Source organism: Armatimonadota bacterium, assembly GCA_029907255.1.
Classification (GTDB): Bacteria; Armatimonadota; UBA5829; order DTJY01; family DTJY01; genus JAIMAU01.
In genome coordinates, this window is record JARYMF010000001.1 from 68,781 (window position 1) to 89,456 (window position 20,676).

19 protein-coding genes are annotated in these 20,676 nt (G+C 46.2%); 7 read left to right on the plus strand and 12 right to left on the minus strand.

Annotation, left to right across the window (positions count from 1 at the left end; all coding sequences use genetic code 11):
• The first annotated feature begins 1 nt into the window (after position 1).
• The 6 genes from QHH26_00310 to QHH26_00335 are packed head-to-tail and all read left to right on the plus strand — an operon-like array spanning position 2 to position 7,605.
• Positions 2–751, plus strand: a complete 750-nt coding sequence (locus QHH26_00310; protein ID MDH7480397.1) for an ABC transporter ATP-binding protein — start codon at positions 2–4, stop codon at positions 749–751.
• Entirely contained in the window at positions 748–1,866 is a 1,119-nt protein-coding gene (locus QHH26_00315; GenBank protein MDH7480398.1) for a glycosyltransferase family 1 protein, read from the plus strand. The genes QHH26_00310 and QHH26_00315 overlap by 4 nt, the downstream gene beginning before the upstream one ends.
• Positions 1,867–1,883: 17 nt before the next feature.
• Positions 1,884–2,819, plus strand: coding sequence for a sugar ABC transporter permease (locus QHH26_00320; GenBank protein ID MDH7480399.1), 936 nt, complete (start codon positions 1,884–1,886; stop codon positions 2,817–2,819).
• 3 nt (positions 2,820–2,822) lie between these two features.
• Positions 2,823–3,653 carry a carbohydrate ABC transporter permease gene (locus QHH26_00325; protein ID MDH7480400.1) on the plus strand — a complete coding sequence of 277 codons (831 nt, stop codon included), beginning with the start codon at positions 2,823–2,825 and terminating at the stop codon, positions 3,651–3,653.
• A 12-nt stretch (positions 3,654–3,665) separates the two neighbouring features.
• Positions 3,666–6,494 carry a carbohydrate-binding family 9-like protein gene (locus QHH26_00330; GenBank protein MDH7480401.1) on the plus strand — a complete coding sequence of 943 codons (2,829 nt, stop codon included), beginning with the start codon at positions 3,666–3,668 and terminating at the stop codon, positions 6,492–6,494.
• A gap of 22 nt (positions 6,495–6,516) precedes the next feature.
• Positions 6,517–7,605 (plus strand): uroporphyrinogen decarboxylase family protein, encoded by a 1,089-nt coding sequence (locus tag QHH26_00335; protein ID MDH7480402.1) that lies wholly within the window; start codon positions 6,517–6,519, stop codon positions 7,603–7,605.
• 87 nt (positions 7,606–7,692) lie between these two features.
• Here QHH26_00335 and QHH26_00340 read toward each other — a convergent pair whose 3' ends face one another.
• On the minus strand, positions 7,693–8,568 hold the full coding sequence (locus tag QHH26_00340; GenBank protein MDH7480403.1) for a PrsW family intramembrane metalloprotease: 876 nt from the start codon (positions 8,566–8,568) through the stop codon (positions 7,693–7,695).
• Positions 8,569–8,742: 174 nt separating this feature from the next.
• On the opposite strand from QHH26_00340, the gene QHH26_00345 reads away from it, so the two are divergent.
• Complete coding sequence (locus QHH26_00345) at positions 8,743–9,063, plus strand: DUF5665 domain-containing protein (GenBank protein ID MDH7480404.1); 321 nt, start codon at positions 8,743–8,745, stop codon at positions 9,061–9,063.
• Positions 9,064–9,087: 24 nt separating this feature from the next.
• Here the strand turns inward: QHH26_00345 and QHH26_00350 are convergent, their stop codons facing one another.
• From QHH26_00350 to QHH26_00400, 11 genes are all read right to left on the minus strand, one after another.
• Positions 9,088–11,574, minus strand: coding sequence for an FtsX-like permease family protein (locus tag QHH26_00350; protein MDH7480405.1), 2,487 nt, complete (start codon positions 11,572–11,574; stop codon positions 9,088–9,090).
• A complete protein-coding gene (locus tag QHH26_00355; GenBank protein ID MDH7480406.1) occupies positions 11,568–12,227 on the minus strand; it encodes an ABC transporter ATP-binding protein in 660 nt (219 codons plus the stop codon). The genes QHH26_00350 and QHH26_00355 overlap by 7 nt, the downstream gene beginning before the upstream one ends.
• A gap of 43 nt (positions 12,228–12,270) precedes the next feature.
• Complete coding sequence (locus QHH26_00360) at positions 12,271–13,713, minus strand: efflux RND transporter periplasmic adaptor subunit (GenBank protein MDH7480407.1); 1,443 nt, start codon at positions 13,711–13,713, stop codon at positions 12,271–12,273.
• Between the two features lie 95 nt (positions 13,714–13,808).
• Complete coding sequence (locus QHH26_00365; protein ID MDH7480408.1) at positions 13,809–14,867, minus strand: iron chelate uptake ABC transporter family permease subunit; 1,059 nt, start codon at positions 14,865–14,867, stop codon at positions 13,809–13,811.
• 11 nt (positions 14,868–14,878) lie between these two features.
• Positions 14,879–15,757 carry a helical backbone metal receptor gene (locus QHH26_00370; protein MDH7480409.1) on the minus strand — a complete coding sequence of 293 codons (879 nt, stop codon included), beginning with the start codon at positions 15,755–15,757 and terminating at the stop codon, positions 14,879–14,881.
• On the minus strand, positions 15,754–16,479 hold the full coding sequence (locus QHH26_00375; protein ID MDH7480410.1) for a pseudouridine synthase: 726 nt from the start codon (positions 16,477–16,479) through the stop codon (positions 15,754–15,756). The genes QHH26_00370 and QHH26_00375 overlap by 4 nt, the downstream gene beginning before the upstream one ends.
• Positions 16,418–17,632 (minus strand): D-alanyl-D-alanine carboxypeptidase family protein, encoded by a 1,215-nt coding sequence (locus QHH26_00380; protein MDH7480411.1) that lies wholly within the window; start codon positions 17,630–17,632, stop codon positions 16,418–16,420. Before QHH26_00380 ends, QHH26_00375 begins: the two co-directional genes overlap by 62 nt.
• Complete coding sequence (gene scpB / locus QHH26_00385) at positions 17,619–18,185, minus strand: SMC-Scp complex subunit ScpB (GenBank protein MDH7480412.1); 567 nt, start codon at positions 18,183–18,185, stop codon at positions 17,619–17,621. Before scpB ends, QHH26_00380 begins: the two co-directional genes overlap by 14 nt.
• Before the next feature lies 1 nt (position 18,186).
• Positions 18,187–18,942 carry a segregation/condensation protein A gene (locus tag QHH26_00390; GenBank protein MDH7480413.1) on the minus strand — a complete coding sequence of 252 codons (756 nt, stop codon included), beginning with the start codon at positions 18,940–18,942 and terminating at the stop codon, positions 18,187–18,189.
• A gap of 59 nt (positions 18,943–19,001) precedes the next feature.
• Entirely contained in the window at positions 19,002–20,018 is a 1,017-nt protein-coding gene (gene trpS / locus QHH26_00395) for a tryptophan--tRNA ligase (GenBank protein ID MDH7480414.1), read from the minus strand.
• 29 nt (positions 20,019–20,047) lie between these two features.
• Positions 20,048–20,662: a site-2 protease family protein gene (locus QHH26_00400; protein MDH7480415.1), complete on the minus strand. Its 615-nt coding sequence runs from the start codon at positions 20,660–20,662 to the stop codon at positions 20,048–20,050.
• Positions 20,663–20,676 lie beyond the last annotated feature (14 nt).

A 20,676-nucleotide genomic window follows, 5' to 3' on the forward strand; every position in this document is an offset into this window, starting at 1 on the left:
TATGGAAATTATACGTGTCGAAAACCTTACGAAAACATTTCGTCTATACCATGATAGATTTGGCACTCTTAAATCGCTAGTGCTCTCGTTCCGCAGACCAAAATATGAGGTCATTTATGCCCTCAAAGGGATTAGCTTTTCAGTTCAATCTGGTGAGACGCTTGCGGTAATTGGAGAAAATGGTTCAGGCAAGAGCACTCTTCTAGGGATTATAGGGTCTGTTTATAAGCCTACATCCGGCTTAGTTGAAGTAAAAGGACGAGTTTCTGCGCTGCTTGAGCTTGGGGCAGGTTTCCATCCCGATTTGACCGGGATTGAGAATATATATCTAAATGCATCCATCTTGGGTCTCCCCCGCAAGGAGGTCCGTCGTCGGATGGACGAGATAGTCAAGTTTGCTGAATTGGAGCGGTTCATTGATGCGCCACTTCGTACGTATTCTTCTGGCATGGTAATGCGCCTGGGGTTCTCAATAGCAGTGCAAGTGGACCCAGACATACTCCTAGTTGACGAGGTCTTGGCGGTTGGTGATGAGGCATTCCAGCAAAAATGCTACGAAAAAGTATGCGAGTTTCAAAACAAAGGCAAGACAATTATTTTTGTATCTCACGATATGAAAGCGGTGCGTGAAGTGGCGAGCCGCGCAATTTGGCTTGATGCTGGGGAGATTCGTTTGGATGACGGCGTGGAAAAAGTCATTGATTCCTATCTTGCGCATTGCAAGATGCCCCGTCCGGTGGTCGAAAAATGAAAATAGGGATTGATGCTCGCCTCATCCAGGGTGGATTCTGCGGCGACCGGACGTATTGGCGCGGTTTAATTGGAGGCATTGCCAGAATTAATGCGGTCCATCACGATGAATATCTCCTTTATACATTTTCAAAGCTTCCGCCACCCAATCCGTCAGAAACTGGTGGTTTCGCAGTTCGTCAGCTAAATGCATTGACTGGCCGGGATTGGTGCTTGTGGTCATTCCCGCGTATGCTAGGAAAAGATGGGGTACAAGTTGCACATGTTCAGTACTCAATGCCTCCATATGCTCCGTGTCCAATAATTACCTCTGTTCATGATGTATCATTCCGGCGGTGTCCACAATTCTTTTCATTCAAAGACCGGTTTCTCCTTGACCTAGGCATGAGAATTGGAGCGCATCGAGCAGCAAAAATACTTGTGCTTTCGAATTTCACGAGGAGTGAGATGATAGAATTGTATCGCGTGCCGCCGGAGAAAATCGAGGTTGTCTATCCAGGGGTAGAAGAACAATTCCAGCCACTCGATAAAGCTTGTTCGAAGAAGGTTATTCAAGAGAGGTATTCTATAAGCCAGCCGTTTATTATTACCGTTGGGGTGGTTCCTGCAAGGAAGAATATCCATTCCCTTATTCGTGCTTTTGGGATTCTAAAAGGAATCTTGCCAATAAAGCACAAACTTGTCATATTGGGAAATCACCGTGGTCAGGACCGCCAGCTACTAAGGTTGGCTGATTCCATTGGAATCTCGGGAGACGTGGTCCTGACAGGTGTCGTGACCAATGAGGATTTGCCACATTTCTACAATGCGGCCGATCTCAGCGTCTATCCTTCGGTATATGAAGGATTTGGTCTCCCCGCGTTGGAGGCAATGGCGTGCGGGGTGCCCGTTATTACAAGCAATCTCTCGGCTCTGCCGGAAGTCATTGGCGATGCAGGATTAGCTGTTGACCCAACACCGGAAGCACTGGCGGATGCGATGGCAGAGGTGCTATCAAACATGTCGCTAAGGTCCGAATTATCTGCTCGGGGTTTAAAGCGCGCAAAGGCATTCAATTGGGATTCAACTGCACGACGTGTAGTGGAGATATATCGGGAAGTAGCAAGTAATAATTAGAGGCGTGGCTTCAAAGCATGAAAAGATTAAAAAAAGCAAGCCGAATTGAAAGGATAAATATGCGGAATGGGTTGCTTTTTACGCTTCCCGCATTGCTTGGGCTTGTTGGGTTCACACTATATCCTATGGCCGCATCCCTGTATTATTCCTTCTGCCGATACACAGGACTCAAGCCGCCTGTGTGGATAGGGATTGGAAATTACGAATTTATGCTTCATGACCGCCTCTTGCGCGAGGCACTTTGGAACACTGTTTACTATACAGTGTTTGCTGTGCCACTTGGGATAATCACCGCATTTGCACTAGCTGTTCTCTTGAATGCGAAAGTGCGGGGGCTCGCGTTCTTCCGCACTATTTTCTACCTCCCGTCGATAGTCCCTGTGGTTGCAAGCTCGGTACTCTGGCTATGGATTCTAAATCCAGAGAATGGCCTAGTAAACGCAATAATAGAAGGGTTTGGCAAGATTCTCGCAGCAGTTGGCCTCCCACAAATTAACGGTCCAGGATGGCTTGCCGATCCGCATTGGTCAAAACCTGCTCTGATTTTAATGAGCGTCTGGGGAGTGGGCGCATGGGTTGTAATCTATCTTGCGGGGCTTCAAGACGTGCCTCATGAGCTTTATGAGGCGGCAAGTCTCGATGGGGCAACCAGCTGGCAGAAAACGCGTCACGTAACAATACCTTTTATGAGTCCATACATTTTCTTTACTGCTGTTATGGGTGTCATAGGTAGCCTGCAATATTTCACCCAGGCATGGGTTATGACTCGCGGAACGGGCGGTCCTGTAAACTCGACGATGATGTTTTCTATGTATTTGTTCCAAAATGCATTTCAGTTTTTCAAAATGGGGTACGCTTGTGCAATGGCTTGGCTGCTTTTTGTGCTTATTATGGTAGCTACCTTGCTAATTTTTAAAACATCGGCACGATATGTTTACTACGGAGGACGCTAGGCTATGGCGAAGGAAAGCAAAGTATTGCGAATTGCAACCTATTGTGCGCTGATTATCTTCAGCGTGGCTTTCTTTCTGCCATTTTACTGGTTGATAACAACGTCTCTTAAGACTGAGGACCAAATTTTCCGAATACCGCCGGTGTGGATTCCGCATCCACTTAAGTGGTCGAACTATACCGAGGGTTTAACTTTTGTGCCGTTTTTTACCTATTTGAGGAATACGCTAATTATTTCGGTATCCAACGTTATTGGCGCATTGCTCTCTTGTTCACTTGTAGCATATGGGCTTGCAATAATACCCTGGCGAGGAAGAGATTTCGTTTTTTTCCTTCTACTCAGCACTATGATGCTTCCCTATCAGGTAGTGATGGTTCCATTGTTTACCATTTTTACCAAGCTTGGCTGGATAGATACATTTCTCCCACTAATAGTGCCGTCGTTTCTTGGTAACGCATTTCTAATTTTCCTCCTCCGGCAATTCTTTATGTCTATTCCTAAAGACCTGACCGACGCCGCCAGAATCGATGGCTGTTCGGAACTTCAGATATACCGAGGAGTGATAGTGCCCCTTTCGAAACCGGCGCTGGCGACAGTAGCACTGTTTAGCTTTATGGGTGCGTGGAATGACTATCTCGGCCCCCTCATCTACCTCTTTGATCAGTCGAAATATACACTTTCACTTGGATTGGCGATGTTTTCAAGCCAGTACGGTTCCTATTGGGGGATGCTCATGGCTGTGTCAACAGTAGTAACTATTCCCATTGTCATACTCTTCTTTTTCACACAGCGAACCTTCATTCAAGGAATAACAATGACGGGCATAAAAGGCTGAAAGGTAACATAGATGGGTGCACGAAGGATTGTGCTGAAAACCATTTCACTAATTGTATTTGCCAATATTGTTCTTGCTCAAATCCCAATAAATGCGGAGGAAGCCAAATCATCATCGCCGTTGCTAACCATCCCTAAGATTACTCGACCGATAACGATTGACGGCCGGCTAAGTGATGGTGAGTGGGGATTGGCAACGAAAGTACCTTACACCCTCTTACTGCGTACTTGGCGCATGCCAACTCAAAATACACAAATTTATGTCTGTTATTCTGAGCACATGCTTTATGTAGCCTTCGATTGCCACGAGAAGAAAATGCCTAGAGTCGTTGGCAAGCTTGAAGAGCGGGATAGCGACATCTTTCGTGCCGATTGTGTTGAGGTTTTCGTCCAATCCGAGCGTGAAACGCAATCCTATTATCACTTCGCCGTGGGTATTTTAGGGACGATGTATGACGCAAAAAAGCCTAAGCCAACGCAAACTGATAGCTCTTGGAACGCTGATTGGAAGGCGGCGGTTTCTCTGCGAAGGGATGGCTGGTCTGCTGAAATAGGAATACCCTTTTCCGTTTTTGGTTCTGCGCCAGAGCCTGGTACGTGCTGGAAAGTCAACTTTAGTCGTGAGAGTAGGTCGAGCGGCGAGTTTAGTTCTTGGTCGCCGGTGAAAGCAGGCTTCCACGAGCCGGAGAACTTTGGAATGCTTGTTTTCGGTACCGATGTTCCCGTCATGAACATCAAGCAATTTCTAGCTTCACCTAACGGTGTTGTTGAACGCAGTGGGGAGGTGGCGAATACTACTAGTAAGTCGCTCCAAGTGCGCATGGAAACTTATTTAATGGAAGCTCTTCCAAAAACAATACGAGAGATTACGCTTTCAATAGAACCTCATTCCTCTCAAAAGTTCCACCTTGTTGATGAGTTTAGAGAAGAAGGTAGGCTTACGGCTGTTCTCGAAGCTTCGGTCGGTGGCAAGCCATTCTATAGGATTTTACGGCCTTATGATGTTCCTCTTATTAGAACAAGGCTTGCGGAGATTTCTGCAAGATTGAGAACCCTAGAGTTGTATTTAAGAGGAATGCCAAAAGACATGGCGGATAGTCTAACAGCCAGCTTTGAAGCGCTCAAAGCACGACGCGATGCCGTATCCAAGTCTGTGCAATACATCCCAGAGGCGACTTCCGGCCAGCTTGCAGGGATGTCAAAGTCTCTTGACGAACTTGAGCGTTGTTTATCTATCACAGAATTCCACGCCAAAATCAAGAAACTAAAAATTGCCGTCGAACCAGACCGTGAGTTTGCCATATGGCCTGCTGACCCTTGGACACAGTTGAAACCCTACGATATTCCGAAAGATATCCAACCATCTCCTGAGGTTCGTGCCATAGCATACCGCGGCGAGAAGGTGTACATGGCTTTCAATATTACAAATTTAAGCGACTCAACACTTGATTTCCGAATAGTCATTGACCAATCTACAGGAAATATTCCAGCGGACCATGTGCAAATTCGAACATGCGCGTTTGTTAAAGAAGATGCCGAGGCCGAAACCCTTGTCGGCGATGCGCTCCCGCTTATAGACGAAGCAGGCAGATTGACAATTCCTTCGGAGCAGACTAGCCAAGTGTTCCTTGTGGTCAAAACCGATGGTTTGGAGGCAGGAGATTACACAGGTTTTCTAAGCGTCAAGCCGTTGACGGGAGGACCTGAACAAAAGGTGAAGGTAAGCTTTACAATCTATCCGTTGGATCTACCTCGCGAGCCGAAGCCATGGATTTGCACGTGGGGTGACATATTGAAAATATCTTGGGCGCAGGCAAATCCTCAGGCGTATCTCAGGGATGCTGTTGAGCATGGTGTGAATGTCTTCCTTATCAGTCCAAATCTCGTGATGCCAACTTTTGACAAAGAAGGCAACCTTGCAAAGCCAATAGACTATACAAGGCATGACGAGTTGGTTGCCGCATATAAACCATATGGAATGATTGCCGGCATATATAGCATTGGATTATTCTACGACAATGTGGCTAAGAAGGCTGGCTTCGAATATATGGGTCCCGAATACAGAAGGGGTTTCATTAACTGGTTTCGGGATTGGGTTGGCCATTTGAAATCTCTTGGCTTAGATTACAATGATTTTGCATTCGAGCTCGTTGATGAGCCGTCATCACAGGCGAAGCTCAAAATACATGCAGATATTGGCCGCTTGGTCCGTGAGGCCGACCCAAAGGCAAGGATATTGGTTACGGCAAACTTTACCGAGGTTGAGCGCCTGAAGCAAATAAAAGATGTGGTTGATATTTGGGTGCCCCGCGGTCCTGTGATAGAGGATGAAGACGCTCGCAATTTTATGAGGAACACCAGCAAGGAAATATGGCTTTATGTATGTAGTGGCGACTCTAAACGTCTAGATCCAGTAGGTTATTACCGTTCGCTTGCCTGGCAATCATTCCGCCATGGCCTTACAGGCTGGGGATACTTTGCTCATATGTGGTGGGGGGAAATACCTTGGGAGTCAGCAAATACAAAAAATGAGCGTCTAGCTACATTCTCAACTGTTTACCCTGGTCTACACGGCCCTGTTCCTTCACGTCGTTGGGAGGCTTTTTGGAAAGGACACGAAGACTTCCGAGCTCTTCACCTTCTCGGCCGGCTTGTATCGGAAGCAGAGAAGTATGGTAAGGATACTTCTAGTGCGAAGTTGGTGTTGGAGGAAGCTAGGAACGCATTTTCCAACTTGCAGTCAATTGCAGACAAGCACGTTTCTACCGCCACGTTGTCAAAATATCTTGATGACTTGCGCCGTAAAGTTGCGGAGGTAAGTTTGAATCTTGCAAGAAAGTAGAAACTCACATGAGGAGAGGGGCTTGAACGCACGCGAACGCTTTTTAAAGATATGTAACTTTGAACAAGTAGACCATCCGCCGCGATGGGATTGTCTCGGTTTTTGGAATTCTACGGTCCAGCGGTGGTGGCAAGAGGGTTTGCCAAAGGGAATGCGGCCAGAGCAGTATTTTGAGATGGATGCTTGGGAATTTATCCCAGTGGATGCTGGCTTTACTCATAACCCCTACAGACCCCCGTTTGAGCATCAGGTGCTGGAAGAAGACGAATTTACCATTACTTACCGAGACGGACAGGGGATAGTAAAGCGCGACCGGAAAGATAACGCAGAGCTCTCAATGTCACAGTTTATCGAGTTCCCAGTCTCCGAGAGAAAGGATTGGGAGAATCTAAAGTGGCGTCTCAACCCTTGTGACCCAGAACGTTATCCGAATTGGGATGAGCTCAGAAAGAAGATTGCGAATAGGTCAAATCCTGTTGGTATGGCAATATGTGGAGGATATGGTTTCCCGCGAAACCTCTTTGGCGAAGAAAAGCTTGCCTATGTTTATTATGATGATCCTGCACTGGTACATGACATAATGGAGCATTGGGCAAATTTCTACATCGGTATATTCGACCGTACCCTTCCGAATGTCGAGTTAGACTTTGTTTACATTTGGGAAGATATGGCTTTTAAAAATGGTCCACTCATCGGCCCAAATATATTCAGAGAGTTTATGCTTCCGTATTATAAAGAAGTTATCGCTTCCATACGCTCAAAAGGGGTAACCAATATAATTGTTGATTCGGATGGTGACAATCGGCCGCTTCTCGACTTGTTCATCGAGGCTGGAGTGAATGTCTTCTTTCCTTTGGAAATTGCAGCGGGCATGGAGCCGATTCCAATCCGCGAGAAATATGGGCGCAAGCTAGTTTTGTGGGGTGGCATAGACAAGCGAGTTCTAGCCAAAGGAAAGGCGGAGATTGAGCATGAGTTATTGCGAAAAGTCCCACGATTGATAGATGACGGCGGTTATATCCCGGCGATTGACCATTCTGTGCCCCCAGATGTTCCGTTTGAAAACTACAAATTCTATATTGAATTACTTCGAAAGATAACGGAGCGGTAGGTTCGATTGGAAGTTGTTTTCCTGCATTGGCGGGAACTTTCCCACAGGAGAATTAACGACAGGTAAAATATATGTCCTCTAGCTTTCCTAGGCTGCACGTCGTTGGTTGATTGCTCCAGCTTCCAGATAGCGGGTTATTTGTAGTCGTCGGGCCTCGCGCCACATGCGAGCTAGAACGAAAATTCCAATTCCCCCAACAACAAGCTCGCCAATAAAGAACTCAATGCCTACTTGGTTTAGAGAAGCCATTGCAAATGGCAATCCATCCCATAGGCCATGCAGAACCGAAACAAAAAGATAAGTCCCTATAACTTGCCAATCAATAATGAATTTTCGCTCGGTACTCTCCCGAAACAGCACCCCAGCGAGAATAGCTGTCCATGTTCCGTGCCCGAGTGGCGTTAGTACTCCTCGGATGAGAGTAACAGCGGTCATAACTGATAGATTGCCTTGACTGTGTAGGAAAGCCACAAATGCATATCCTGCGCTTTCGAGTGAAGCAAAGCCCATTCCTGCTGCTGCACCAAGAATCAATCCGTCCATTTCTGAATCATGGCGCCGATGGCGAGCAATAGCCAGTACTCCAAGTATTTTTGCAAATTCTTCAATTAGACCAACTTTAAATGACGAATAGAAATTAAGTTGCCGAATAAATAAAGGTTCCAATAGGGCAGCAGCAAAAATGCCAAGAATTCCACCATAAAAGAAAGTAAGACCCAGCGTTAGTATTGTTATCTGGCTTAACACGCGATGATTATAGAAAAAGGTAACATATGTAACAGGCATAATGAAGGTTCCAAGAAGCACAACGGCTGGCAAAAGCTTAAAATTTTTGGTTAGCGCAAGTATTGTAATGCCAACTCCGTATAGCGCCAGCCCTATGAGCATTACTTTCCACCATGGGCTTGTACGCCAGTGTTGATACTCAGGTAGATAGACAAGTCGTCCTTGTTCTTCTTCCATTTTCTCTCGAGTCCTTCAATTATTGCGTTTTTTTAGCTACATGATTGTTTTGATGCACATGAGCCGAATGCTGCAGACATCCTTTTGGAATTTTACCTTCAAATTGGGAATACTAAGTCAAGTCCCGATATAAAAAGCAAGATGAAATTGATACCTGCAAGGGAGAATCGGGTAGTGTCTGGGCAAGATTTTAAAGACCTTTTGGATGAGATTAAACGGTTAGATGACAAAATTAGCTTGCTAATACGAGAGATCAACCGCCTAACTAATTTGATAGAGAAGCTTAATTTACAGCAATACATTCAGTATCTTTTAAACCCTCGAAGGATGGCGATGCTTAGTTTTGTTAATGGAGTTCTCGGAGGCCTTGGCGGAGCCATAGGAGCGACATTGATATTAGCGTTAATTTTATGGATTCTCAGCCGCCTTGAAGTAGTTCCTTATATCGGCAAGTTTGTAGCGGATATTGTCCGAATAGTCCGCAAGCATCCATAGAAATAGGTTTCTAATTAAGTTGTTTTAGCCGCTGACTTCTTTGGTTGCTGAGGCGAGGTCGAGAGTCATGAGGTAGCGTATTCCAGGGATTTGTGAAATTAAGACAGCGGCGAGAATCCCGACCAGGGTCCATGCATAGGTTCTACTAAAGATTACAGTTTGCATATGGAAGGCTTCGCTAGTATATAATTTTACAAAGTAATCTGCCAATTGGCGACCAATTGGCAAGCCAATGATTGTTCCTGCAACCCAAGTGCTTAAATTTTCAATTGTTACCATAGCCGCAATTTTCCAGCTCCCTACGCCCAGTGCCCTCATTGAAGCAAATTCCCTAGTACGTTCCAGGATGTTCATAGTCGTGGCGTTGAATATAATAATTGACGCAAGGGCAATTGCAAATGTGAGCATTACATCTGTAAATATGTTTAGAGTTTTCATCATTTCGTTAATCTCATACCTCATGTCCTTGAGGTTAGCAACAGAGGCTGCGTCTGGCAGGTCATAAAGCCGTCGTTGGATTGCAGAAACATATCGGTCGTCTGCCTTTATGAGTATTGCATTTATTGCATGCGGAGGAAGCTCAAGTTCTTTCCCAAAAATATGGCGCGTTTCGAAAATTGACATTATCGCGATGTTGCCAATCGGTTGGAACGATCGATTGACAACGGGAACTAGTGTTTTAAAAGTTATCTCTTGCAAACCCCGGCTCCGAGAAAATACCTCATCACGAAATCTTGATACCTGCGCCCCGCCGTCTTCTGAAATTGGCAGCTGGGGGGTGGTCTTCTTTGGAAGTGTAATGGTTACGTATTGGCCAGGTGTTAAATTCAATTTCATTGCAAGCAAGTCCCCTATGAGTATGCCTTTCTTTGGCACAGATATTCGCTTGTTTCCTTCAAAAGATATGGGATTCAGCAGGCGGGTATTTGGATCAACCCCAAAGATGAGTCCGAACTTCTGATTGCCATTGTGTATGAATTTAACCGGCACTTGCAAAAATGGTTCTGCTCGCTCAACACCTTTCCATGTTCGAACTAAACCCAGCGGAGACTCAGTTTGTATGGTGACAAAACCGACTAGCAAGTTGTACTTTAGCAAGCGGTCAAAGTAGAAGCTTACCAGTGCTTTGGAAGAATCTATTAATCCCAAAGTCACAAGGATAAGTGTAATTGATGAAGCAACACCCAGAATCGTTGATATTGTGCGCTTTGGTCTTCTTAGGAGATTGCGTAATGGCAGGCGCCAGGTATAGGAAAGCTGCTTGAGTGCTGGTAGGAGGTTTTCGATAATGGGTACTCTGCCAGCCATTGGAATTTCGGGGCGAATGGCTTCAGCGGGTGTCATTCGCGATGCCGTGAGGGCTGGAACTAGCCCAGCAAGAAAAGTTACTATGATAGATATCAAAAATCCAACCATCATTACTTCGAAGCGCGGCTGGGTATCAACATATGGTACACTAAGCTGTGACACATCAAGGTTTGTAATATATTCGCCCATACGGTAGCCTAATAAACTACCGAATAATGAACCAAGAATGCCAATTAATAATGAAAAAGCAACGTAATGCCTAAGCACAGCTTTTCTTGAGTATCCTGTTGCTCGCATAAATCCAATTTGCGGCCTTTGCGCGTAAACCATCCGGCTGAGCAAATTGTATATGCTAAGGCTTGCCATCCCAAGGAAGAGCACCGGAAAGAATATGGCTAGGTTACGGAGAGCACGAAGGTCGAGGTTAAGCATTTCGTAGCTTGGTTGATTTTCCTTAGGAAGCGGTTCCTCGGCCCCATAAGGTTGGAGAACCTGCTCAACTTGCCGCATGATTCTGGACCTATTAGCACCGGGGAAAATTTTGACAGCCACTTGGTTTATAGTTCCAGAGCTCCCAAACAGACGGTCTACAATCTCCTTTCGTATAAACATTACTCCAAATTGTTCGGGCATTGGTATTGGATTGTCCCTGCTTCGAACGACGACGATATATTCAGGGCTCATAGCAATTCCAGATATGCGGAACTTTACTTTATCGCCATCCACAATTGGATAAATTACGTCGCCAGGCTTGTACCCATGATATTTTGCAAACCCTGCTTCGAGCAGTAGTTCCCTCTTATTGCCAGGCGCGGGCATGTGTCCTCTGATAATTTTGAGAGTATTGACCGAGGGTTGACCTTTGTCTGGAATTGACACGATTCGCCCGATTACACGCTTTGCAGATAGCTTTTGTTCAATTCCCAATTCTTCGATAAAACGTCCCTCTACGCGCATCACACCTGGAATGCGTTTAATTTGGTTAGTAATTTCTTGGGGTGCAGATTGAACATCAACAGTGAAGTCAGCCAGGTTTAGCTTTTCATAGGAGAGATTATACGAGCGACCTAGGTTGTAGTATGAAAGGTATGTTGCATCGTAGAGGGCAACTCCTGAAGCGACCATAACCATAATTCCCAGAAAAAGCCATGGAGAGAAGCGTATGTCGCGAATTAGTTTTAAGGTGAGTTTGCTAATTACCATTTCAGTTCTTCTGGGTCCAAGGGATGTTCATTCACTTTGGTTTTGACTATCTCGCCACTTCTAAGAAATACCGCACGGTCGGCTATTTCAGCTACTGCTGAATTGTGTGTAACAATCACTACAGTAATTCCCCTGGATTGGTTAATCTTGCGCATCAATGCTAGTATGTGTTTGCCTGTTTCGTAGTCAAGATTTCCTGTGGGTTCGTCCGCTAGGAGAAGAGGAGGGTTTTTTACAAGCGCCCTTGCAATTGCAACCCTCTGCTGTTCGCCGCCCGATAGCTCGCTAGGAAAATGATCGGCACGGTCAGCAAGACCAACTTCGCTTAGTACTTCCATTACGTCGGCTGGGTTTTCTACTAGTTCGGCTACAAACTCAACGTTCTCTCTTGCAGTCAAAGTTGGTATAAGATTGAAAAATTGAAAAACAAAACCAACGCATTTGCGTCTGTATTCGGTAATTTCATCTTCGGTCATTTTGGTTAGGTCCCGGCCTTCAAACAGTACGCGGCCTTCGGTAGGTCTGTCAATTCCGCCAATTAAGTTCAGCACAGTGGTTTTTCCAGACCCACTTGGCCCTAGTATGACAATAAACTCCCCGCGTTCGATTTTCAGCCACGTTGGCTTGAGCGCTTGGACGATTACTTTACCCATTGTGTAGGTCTTTGCAGCACCGTCCAGTTCTACCAGGGGACCGTCACTTTGTTGCACTTGTTTGCCTCCGTACTCGAACAAGCCAACCAGGTTTAAGTTGCTCCGGCCGTGATACAATGACAAGCTCGCCAGGCCTAAGGCCCCTCGAGATTGCAGTATATTCATAGTTTGACAAGCCAGGGGTCACTGTTCTTGGATATGCCCGACCGCCCTCTATGACGAAGACTTGGTATTCCTTCCCGACTTGCAGAAGTGCGTCGTTTGGAACAAGTAGTTGATTACGCCCAATTAGAACGCTGCCGCTTATGTCCACTTCCATCCCAGGTTTAAGCAGAAATTCTGAGTAATTGACAATTATTTTTGCACGCACAATCTTTGCTCTTACTCGGCCAACTGCTTTTGGCTCGGCTATTGGTGAAATGCGAACGACGGTTCCTCGAGCAACCTTTCCTGGGAAAGCATCGGTGCTTATGACTACCCGCTGTCCAAGTGCAATGGAAGCCATGTCCTCTTCGTCTACTTCCGCGGTGACCCATATTTTGCGAATGTCAGCTATGGTATAGATTGGTATTTGAGGTCCTGCTATTTCGCCCTTCTCAAGATGCTTTCGGGCAACAATTCCGTCAAACGGACAGCGAATAACAGCGTAGCCTAGTTGAGCCTGAGCTGCTTGAAGAGCTGCTTTGGCACGCTCGGCATTCGAGCGGGCGATTGCGGCTTCGCTTTTGCGAATGGCAACTGTTTCTGCAGACGCTTTTGCTTCCAAAAGCCCTGCTCGGGCGGCAGACACCTGCGCTCTGGCTGCGCGAACTTCATCTGGCCTTGAACCCTGCTTAAGCAATTCAAGCTGAGCCTCAGCAGCTGCAAGTCTGGCATTTGCTACCTTAGCGGCAGTTTGCGCGGCATCGAGTTGTTGAGGAGCAATTGCACCTCGCTTTACCAGCTTTTCTGCTCGCTCAAGATCTGCCTTTGCCCTTTCGGCTTCGGCACGGGCTTGGTTGACATTGTTCTGCGCTTGCTCGATTTCTTGCGGACGCGGTCCTTTTGCTATGTCGGCGAGTTGAGCCTCAGCTGCATGTAGAGCTGCTTTTGCTCTTGCAATGGAAGCTGAGGATTGTTGCAACTGCAGGCGGACTGCTTTTTCAGAGCGTGAGAGATCTTCCAGCGATGCTGAAAGTGCCGAGCGAGCTTCTTTAACTTGAGCTTCTAGTTCCGACCTATCAAGAACAGCAAGCACTTGCCCACGCCTGACAAGTTGGTCTTCTTGAACATAAAGCTCGGATACGCGTGCAATGATTTTAGGAGCGATGTCGGACATTTCCGACTCTACCACTCCCGTGGTAGAAAGCTCGGCCATTAAATCACCTCGCCGAACCCTGACAGCATCAACTAATGTGGGTCGAGGAAGTGCGAGATAGATTATCGCGCCGAGAATGATTAGTATGATTACAATGCTTAAAGGTCGGATTGTTTTCTTTTTATTCATTTTTGCGACTTGTTTTCATTTGAGCTAACAAGAGATTGGCAATCAGATAATTTGATATATGGTTTTGTTTGATGCAACCATAGAAAGTTGCTTGCCTATCCTGTTTTCCTCAGTAAATACAGGAAAAACGGCGCTCCGAACAACGCAGTAATCGCGCCCACTGGTATTTCTGTTGGCGCCATAATTGACCGAGCTGCTGCATCTGCTATTATCATAAACACAGCCCCAACCAGCGCTGAACAAGGTATGAGTACACGGTGGTCGGCTCCAACAAGCCTTCTGGTGATGTGTGGTATCATCAGCCCTACAAACCCAATTGTTCCACTAACTGATACTGCAGCTGCTGTAACAAGGGCAACAATCGCAATCAATATGCGCTTGAGTGATTCAACCTCCACTCCTAAATATCTGGCTGATTCTTCGCCAATCGCGAAGAGGTTTAAATCTCGAGCGAATGCATAGAGACCAAAGAAGCCAAGAAGGGCAAATGGCGTCAGCACAATTACCCTTGCCCATGGATCTGACCCTGCAAGGCTACCCATTGTCCAGAATATTATGCGTTCAAGGCCCTGATTAGGTGCGGCGACCAAAATTAATGTCAACATAGCCCACATGAATGAACCTACCACAATGCCGGCCAATATAAACGAAAGGATGGAAACCCTACCGCTTTTGCGTGCAAGCATGTAGACTGTTATGACCGCCGAAAGAGCGAAGAAAAATGCTAGCAGGGGCACTCCAAAGCCAAGGAACAATCCCGAAAGACCAGATAACATGGCGATTCCCGCGCCAACTGCTGCTCCGGCTGATACCCCAATTATATAGGGGTCGGCAAGTGGGTTCAGCAGGAGCCCTTGAAGCACTGCTCCTGCCATGGCAAGCGACATTCCTACTAGTGCTCCAAGAATCATCCGAGGAATGTGAATCTGCCAGATAATCTGGTCAGTTTCCCTTGGGACGTCGAAATAGGTTTCTCCCATTAGATGGTTGGCGACTACTTTTGCCACCTGTCCTGGTGGTACATAGATTGCTCCAAGGCTAGAACTTAGGATAGCTGCTGCCGTCAGCAACACAAGCAGGATTACTGTTAAACCTGCTAGCCTGAGAGGAAGATTTAGGCGAATATTTTCCTTGTCAGATGTGGACATCGGCATGGCGAATATTATCATCTGTTTGTTTTGGTATGTATTATCTTAGCAATGGCTAGGATGCCTTGTGCAAGCCTTGGCCCAGGTCGAAAAAGAAGGTCTGGGTCAATTTCGTATACGCGTTGCTTTCGTACCGCACTTGTGGTTTTCCATACCCCGCGCGAAAATATCTCTTTGTCACCTTTTGTGGTTCCTATAATTATCTCAGGGTCTCGGCTCACCGCTACCTCGATGGAGAATTGATTGAAGCCAGGCTTGGCATCGTGTGCAATATTGACACCGCCTGCAGTGGCAATCATCTCGTCAACAAAAGTCTTTGGCCCCGCCACCCAAAGTGGGTCGGCTTGCACAGCGACAAGCACTCTAGGTTTTGATTTTATATTTGCAGTTTGTCTTGCAACCAATCGCTTTGCGCTACTTATTTTGTTTATGACTTTTTCTGCTTCTCGCTCACGATTGGTAATTATACCAACAAGCCGAATGTCCCTTACTACTTCGCCAATAGTTTTTGGGTCAAGTGCAAAAACCTTTATGTTGTGGCGTTCGATTGAGCGAATTGCTTCATCATTAAGAAATCCGTGTGCTAATACAAGGTCGGGTTTGAGGGCTATAACTTTCTCAACGCTTGTAATTCGGTCGCCAACTTTGGGCTTTTTTCGGGCAGCGGGCGGGTAATTGCAGTATTTAGTTACGCCAACTACACGATTGCCTATGCCAAGAGCGAATAGTATCTCAGTGTTGTTAGGAGCAAGGGAAACTATGCGCTTTGGTTCTCTTGTGATGGTGATTGTCTTTCCTCTGGAGTCTTTTACCCTAAGTGGGTAGTGTGTTGAATAGGCAAGTCCAGAGGCAAAGTAGAAAAGTGCAAAAATTATCGCAAGTCTGCGCATAATCATGATGCTACGGCGAGAAGGTTGCCGACCTCCTCTGGGGTGAGAAATCGCCATTCGCCAGGACGGAGACCGCGAATTTCGAGCCCTCCTATTTTTGTGCGAGTTAGCTTAATCACAGGATAGCCTATTGCGTCGAACATTCGACGTACTTGTCGTTTTCTTCCTTCATATATGACTATATCAACGCTGCTAGTGTACCTAGCAGTATTTAATGCCACTTTTTTTATCAAAGCAGGTTGAGTGATTCCATCGTCGAGTCTAACGCCATGTCTAAGCTGACGAATAGCATCCTGTGTTATTAGTCCTTTGACCTCTGCATGATATGTCTTTGGCACTTTGAACTTTGGATGGGTGATTTTGTAAGCAAAGTCGCCGTCATTTGTTAGGATTATAAGGCCTTCGGTCTCAACATCGAGTCTGCCAACTGGGTATAACGGCACGCCAACGCCCTTTACCAAGTCGGTGATGACCTTGGCTGCATGTGGATCTCGCCGAGTGCAAGTGTATCCCCGGGGCTTATTTAGAAGGACATAGACTTTTTGAGGATGCAGGTCTACGAGCTTTTCGTCAACGGTAATTTTATCTTTATCTGGATCGGCTTTTGCGCCAAGTTGGGTAATTACTTTGCCGTTGACTGCTACCCGCCCGGCCAGTATCAAATTTTCAGCTTCGCGCCGCGAGGCGACGCCTGCGGCGGCGAGCAATTTTTGCAACCGCTGTTCCATACGCTATAATTCCTAATGAGAAGATTAGTGTACTTGTTATAAGTGTCTTTATCCATAGCCACGCTGTTGCCCATAGGGTTCGTTCAACCTCCGTGGCGGCACACAAGTCCACAGAGCCAAGCTTCTTGCCATTGACCCAAGCAGTTATTGTGCCTATTTTTTCGCCTTTTTTGACTGGTGCAGAAACTTTCTTTGGTGCATCCAAGTCAACCTTTGACTCTACCTTGTCTGACTTTTTTACCACCATGGTAAGTGGGGCGCTAGCAACTAGGTCAACCTTCTCCTGTTTTCCACCTGATACGGCAACAGTAGTAACAACTTCATTTTCTTTGGCAAAGGCGAGCTGTCGGAAGTATTTGAACCCATAGTTTAGCAACACTGCTGTGTCTGTCCAGGTATCTTTGCTTTTTAGCACGACGGCGATTAGCCGCCAATCGTTTCTTGTGGCTGACCCTACAAAGCAGTGGCCAGCTTCTTTTGTATAGCCAGTCTTAATTCCGTCAGCCCCTTCAAACTTTGATAGAAACTTTGCTGTGTTCCTAAGGGTAACGTCTAAGGAGTTTATTGACCTTTCGATTCTAGCTTGTTTCTTTTGGACAATAGCATTAAATTCTGGGTAACGGATTGCATGCCTTGCGATTAGCGCAATGTCATACGCAGTAGAATAATGGCTTGGATCATGGAGGCCGTGAGGGTTGGCAAAGTGTGTGTTTATTGCTCCAATCTCTTTGGCTTTCTTGTTCATCATGGCAACGAATTTACTCTCCGAACCTGCGATATGTTCGGCTGCACAAACTGCCCCGTCGTTTGCCGATCTCATGAGAATTGCACGTAGCAGGTCGCGGAGGGTGAGCTTCTCGCCAGGCTTAAGATGGAGAGACCCGTAGGGTGTATTACATGCATGCTTTGAAGCGGTTACAACGTCGTCCAGGTTGCCGTGCTCGAGTATTAGTATGGCTGTCATTATTTTTGTCAGGCTTGCAGGCGGCCGGCGAACGCGGCAACGCTTTTCATAGAGTACTTTGCCAGACACTGCGTCTACAAGCAGGGCTGATTCAGCCGTTACTTTGGGAGGCATTGGCGCTCCCAGTGCAGCCGCCTGGAGCGAAGTTATTATTAGCAAACATAGTATTGCAGTCTTATGATTCTTCATTTGACTTCTCTATGTTAGACTCGGGCAACTCGACTTCCTCAAGCTCTGGTAGCTCCGATAAATCGTTCAATCCAAAGTGGTTCAGGAATTCTTCTGTAGTAGCGTAGAGAATGGGTCGTCCGACCGTTTCCTTTCGCCCAACTTGCTTTATAAGTCCGCGTTCTAAGAGCGTGTGAAGCACGCCATCGGAATTTACGCCGCGAATTGCTTCAATTTCAGGTGCTGTAATTGGCTGTCGGTAAGCAATAATTGCAACGGTTTCGAGAGCTGCCCTGGAAAGCCTGACGCGTTCGGGTTTTAACAGCTTTGCAATGTAGTCGGCGTACTCTGGGCGGGTGCACATCTGATACCCGCCAGCAATGCGGACAATCTGCAACCCCCGTCCATTGTAATCTAACCTTAATTCGTGAATAGCCCTCTCGACCTCTCCTTCGTCGATTTCAAGAGATTGGGCTACTTGCCTAACAATTAGAGGTTGAGGCGAGACAAAAAGCATGCATTCTAGTATATTTTTTAACTTTCCGTTTGGAATTATGCTTTCATGATCCATCATTTTATGATGCTTGTTCATCGAGTGCGCGAATGGTAATGTCCCCAAGCACTTGCTTTTGGTGAATTTTTACCTTTCCTAATCTAAGCAATTCCAGCAACGCCAGAAATGTGATAATAATCTCCACTCGCGTCGGTCTGGAAACAAATAGTTCACGAAAGTTTATGCCTTCCGGGTTGCTTCGAACTCTCCTTAGGACTTCACTCATCTTCATCCGAAGTGTAATTTTCTGCCGTTCGAGACTGGTGACCTCCTCAGAACCCTCGCCTATTTCGGCGAGCATCTGCTTTAGTGCAAGAATGAGGTCCATTGCCTCGAGGTTAAGCGGAATCAGCGGAGCATCATAGCTTTCAAGTTCATCCGTGAGCCTCCAAAAAACCTTCTGACGATTATCTTCAAAGGTTCGAAGAGTCTCCGCTGCTTTCTTATATCTTTCGTATTCCAGAAGGCGTTCGACCAGCTCGGCGCGTGGGTCAATTTCATCTTCGCCTTCTTGCTCTTTGACTGGGCTGGGAAGTAGCATTCGGGACTTAATTTCGAGTAATGTGGCTGCCATTACAAAAAACTCGCCTGCGATATTTAGGTCAAGCGACTCCATCAACCAAAGATAACGCAAATACTGTTCAGTCACTTCCACGATTGGAATATCATAAATGTTGAGTTTGTGTTCTCTAATGAGGTGAAGGAGTAAATCAAGTGGCCCTTCAAATATCGGCAACTTGATTGTACAACCGGTTTGGGTTGTTGACTCAACTGGCATTGAACTTCTCCGTCGTTTGTCAAAGCTGTTTTTGTGGCAGCCAATGCTTGCCAAAGCTTCTATTTTTTCATTATATTATAGCTTATCAGAGTTTGGCTGTTAAATGCCATTGATTCCCGCACTTTTTCCATTGTTTCTTGCGCGACGGCTCTGGCGCGTCCGGCGCCATCTACGAGTATTTGGTCAATTAATTCCGGATGTTGCTCCAATTCTCGTCTTCGTTTTCTGATTGGTTCGAGCCTTTGGTTGATTGCCTTTGCTAGCTCTTGTTTGTCTTGCACGCAGCCAATTTCCCCAGTTTTGCATTTGCGTTCGACTTGTGGTGCTTCCTCCTTAGCATAGATGAGGCGAAGCTGAAAAACAGGACAGGTCTCTGGATGGCCGATGTCTGTTCTGTATATCTTAAGAGGGTCCGTATACATAGTTCTTATCTTTTCCTCAACAACTTCTGGAGGGTCGGAAATCAGGATGGTGTTCTCATGTGATTTGCTCATTTTCCTCCCATCCAGGCCAATGACTACGGGTGTCTCGGTTAATATGGCATGCGGTTCTTTAAAAATAAGCCCATAAAGTGAGTTGAATCTTCGAGCAATCTCCCTCGTAACCTCAAGATGAGGCAGTTGGTCGCGCCCAACCGGAACACCTTCCGCATTGTAAATCAAGATGTCTGCCGCTTGGAGAACGGGATAGCCGAGAAGCCCATATGATGGACTTTCAGGTCGTAGCTCTTGACGTTTTTCTTTATACGTAGGCACACGCTCAAGCCATGATACTGGTGTTATCATAGATAAAAGAAGATGAAGTTCCGCATGGTCTTTTACATCAGATTGCCTGAAAATGGTGGTTTTTTCGGGATTAAGGCCTGAGGCAATATAATCTATTACTAGTTCCTTTGTGTACTTAGCAATTAATTCTGGTTTGGCATAAAGGGTTGTTAAAGCATGCCAGTCGGCAACGAATGCAAAAAGGTCGTATTTATCTTGAAGACGCACCCAGTTGCACAAGGCGCCTTCCAAGTTTCCTAAGTGAAGCATTCCTGTTGGCTGCATTCCACTTACTGCGCGAGGTTTTGCCATGCGCGTCTCCAATTTTGCTATTCTTGTTTTTATGTTCCCAAGAATAAGCGTACGAATAGATTGGTTGGCACATTAATAATCATACCCGCGATTCCTGTGAAGATGAGTAGGATTAGTAGGAGCATGCCGTAACGGGCCACCAACAGGTCGTAGGTTCGTGCTTGGTTGATTGGAAGTAGGCTTGAAAGTATATGTGAGCCATCTAGCGGCGGGACCGGTATTAGGTTGAAGAAAGCAATTCTCAAGTTGAACAATATCAGGATGAAGAAAAGTTTGTGGAAAGCTCCTGAAACGGGAACAAGGTTGAACCGATAAACCATTGATAATACAAATGCCACTATGATATTTGATAGGGGCCCCCACATTGAAACTTTTAGCTGGTCCCAGCGAGGGCTTCGAAAATTGTACGGATTAACAGGTACAGGTTTCCCCCATGCGATGCCGAATCCATATAGAAGTGTAAACACAAACATTAGCGTGCCGACTGGGTCAAGATGGTCAATTGGGTTAAGAGAAACTCTGCCGTTTAGTTTTGGTGTCTCATCGCCTGCGGATACAGCGGCGCGCGCATGGGCATACTCATGCACCGTTACGGCAATCAGAAATGCCACCACATACATGGCAATTTCTTGTATGTTAAGCATTTGAATATTCCTTT

What these genes read in the sequence shown, in the direction of transcription:
- QHH26_00310 (MDH7480397.1), top strand. Translation starts at nt 2, where the DNA reads ATGGAAATTATACGTGTCGAAAACCTTACGAAAACATTTCGTCTATAC.
- QHH26_00315 (MDH7480398.1), top strand. Translation starts at nt 748, where the DNA reads ATGAAAATAGGGATTGATGCTCGCCTCATCCAGGGTGGATTCTGCGGC.
- QHH26_00320 (MDH7480399.1), top strand. Translation starts at nt 1,884, where the DNA reads ATGAAAAGATTAAAAAAAGCAAGCCGAATTGAAAGGATAAATATGCGG.
- QHH26_00325 (MDH7480400.1), top strand. Translation starts at nt 2,823, where the DNA reads ATGGCGAAGGAAAGCAAAGTATTGCGAATTGCAACCTATTGTGCGCTG.
- QHH26_00330 (MDH7480401.1), top strand. Translation starts at nt 3,666, where the DNA reads ATGGGTGCACGAAGGATTGTGCTGAAAACCATTTCACTAATTGTATTT.
- QHH26_00340 (MDH7480403.1), bottom strand. Translation starts at nt 8,568, where the DNA reads ATGGAAGAAGAACAAGGACGACTTGTCTATCTACCTGAGTATCAACAC.
- QHH26_00350 (MDH7480405.1), bottom strand. Translation starts at nt 11,574, where the DNA reads ATGGTAATTAGCAAACTCACCTTAAAACTAATTCGCGACATACGCTTC.
- QHH26_00355 (MDH7480406.1), bottom strand. Translation starts at nt 12,227, where the DNA reads ATGGGTAAAGTAATCGTCCAAGCGCTCAAGCCAACGTGGCTGAAAATC.
- QHH26_00360 (MDH7480407.1), bottom strand. Translation starts at nt 13,713, where the DNA reads ATGAATAAAAAGAAAACAATCCGACCTTTAAGCATTGTAATCATACTA.
- QHH26_00365 (MDH7480408.1), bottom strand. Translation starts at nt 14,867, where the DNA reads ATGCCGATGTCCACATCTGACAAGGAAAATATTCGCCTAAATCTTCCT.
- QHH26_00370 (MDH7480409.1), bottom strand. Translation starts at nt 15,757, where the DNA reads ATGATTATGCGCAGACTTGCGATAATTTTTGCACTTTTCTACTTTGCC.
- QHH26_00375 (MDH7480410.1), bottom strand. Translation starts at nt 16,479, where the DNA reads ATGGAACAGCGGTTGCAAAAATTGCTCGCCGCCGCAGGCGTCGCCTCG.
- QHH26_00380 (MDH7480411.1), bottom strand. Translation starts at nt 17,632, where the DNA reads ATGAAGAATCATAAGACTGCAATACTATGTTTGCTAATAATAACTTCG.
- scpB (MDH7480412.1), bottom strand. Translation starts at nt 18,185, where the DNA reads ATGATGGATCATGAAAGCATAATTCCAAACGGAAAGTTAAAAAATATA.
- QHH26_00390 (MDH7480413.1), bottom strand. Translation starts at nt 18,942, where the DNA reads ATGCCAGTTGAGTCAACAACCCAAACCGGTTGTACAATCAAGTTGCCG.
- trpS (MDH7480414.1), bottom strand. Translation starts at nt 20,018, where the DNA reads ATGGCAAAACCTCGCGCAGTAAGTGGAATGCAGCCAACAGGAATGCTT.
- QHH26_00400 (MDH7480415.1), bottom strand. Translation starts at nt 20,662, where the DNA reads ATGCTTAACATACAAGAAATTGCCATGTATGTGGTGGCATTTCTGATT.